Raw genomic sequence first — 1444 nt, 5'->3', positions numbered from 1 at the left:
TGAACTGCCCCCAAAAAGTTAGACACTATTTGGGGGCATTTTTATGGAAAGAAAAGTCAAATACAATTATGAATTTAAACTTCGTTGTGTAGAGGAAGTTTTAAAAAGACATAACTCGGTTAAAGGCACAGCCAAAGCAAACAGCATAGCCGAGAGTAACCTTACATGCTGGATTAGTCGTTATAATGAATTTGGAATAGAAGGTCTTTTACCAAGACAAAAAAATAAAATTTATACTGCAGACTTTAAATTGAAAGTGATACAAACCATTCAAAATAAGTCTATATCTTTGGATGAAGCCTGCTTAATTTTCCAAATTCCAGCACAGTCCACAATAATAAGCTGGCAAAGAAGATATGCGAAAGATTACTTGGCAGGTTTAGAACTTAAATCACGAGGTAGACCAGCAGTTATGAATTTTAAGAGAAAACAACGAAAAACAGATAAACCTTTAAGCAGGGAAGAAGAGCTCTTAAAGGAGTTAGAGTATCTGCGCGCTGAGAACGAAATTCTAAAAAAGTTCAACGCCTTAGTTCAAGCCGAGCAAGCCAATCAAAACAAAAAGCTCAAACCATAATGGAATTAAGGCATAAGTATGATTTAGATCTTTTACTAAATTGTATGAACATGGTTAGAAGTACGTATTATTACTATGAAAAAAAAGGTCAGGTAATCGATAAATATCAAGAGATAAAAGAATTAATTAAAAAGATTTACAATTATCATAAGGGTAGATTGGGATATAGACGTATTACTCTATTAATCAAAAAAGAAGGTATTTTAATTAATCACAAAACAGTACTTCGATTGATGAAATTTTTAGGATTAAAAAGTTTAATCAGAATCAAGAAGTACAGATCATATAAAGGTGAACAGGGAAGAATAGTTCCCAATATATTACAACGTAATTTTAAGGCAGATAAACCTAATGAGAAATGGGCAACCGATGTGACTGAATTTAATGTTTCTGGCAATAAACTGTACTTATCGCCGATAATTGATCTGTTTAATGGAGAGATAATCAGCTATGAATTATCTCAAAGACCAGTGTTTAATCAAATCTCAACAATGCTTGAAAAAGCATTTGCAAAAATACCAGATAATACTAATTTAACTCTGCATTCTGACCAAGGCTGGCAGTATCAAATGAAACAATATCATTATTTATTAAAGAAAAAAGGAATTAAACAAAGTATGTCCAGAAAAGGGAATTGTCTTGACAATGCGGTTATTGAAAATTTCTTCGGAATATTAAAATCAGAACTGTTTTATCTTAAAAAATACAGTTCTATTAATCAATTGAAACAAGAGATTGTTGAGTATATAAATTATTATAATAATGACAGAATTAAACTTAATCTAAAAGGAATGAGCCCGATACAATACCGAGCTCATTATTTTCAAACTTAATTATTAATTTGTCTAAACTTTTGGGTGCAGTCTA

The 1444-nt window shown here is 31.0% G+C and carries 2 protein-coding genes; both read left to right on the top strand.

The features are described 5' to 3' along the window. Positions 1 to 43: 43 nt before the first annotated feature. Positions 44 to 577, top strand: a complete 534-nt coding sequence (locus tag LPB87_RS20545; RefSeq protein WP_230729216.1) for a transposase — start codon at positions 44 to 46, stop codon at positions 575 to 577. Continuing rightward, a complete protein-coding gene (locus LPB87_RS20540) occupies positions 574 to 1410 on the top strand; it encodes an IS3 family transposase (RefSeq protein WP_305775273.1) in 837 nt (278 codons plus the stop codon). The genes LPB87_RS20545 and LPB87_RS20540 overlap by 4 nt, the downstream gene beginning before the upstream one ends. Positions 1411 to 1444 lie beyond the last annotated feature (34 nt).

Source organism: Flavobacterium sp. EDS, from assembly GCF_020991525.1.
Classification (GTDB): Bacteria; Bacteroidota; Bacteroidia; order Flavobacteriales; family Flavobacteriaceae; genus Flavobacterium.
The sequence above is the reverse complement of the archived record's forward strand: the minus strand, read 5'-3'. Positions and strand labels throughout refer to the sequence as shown.

Excerpts from the sequence above, each read along its gene's own strand:
- LPB87_RS20545 (WP_230729216.1), top strand. The coding sequence starts at position 44 with ATGGAAAGAAAAGTCAAATACAATTATGAATTTAAACTTCGTTGTGTA.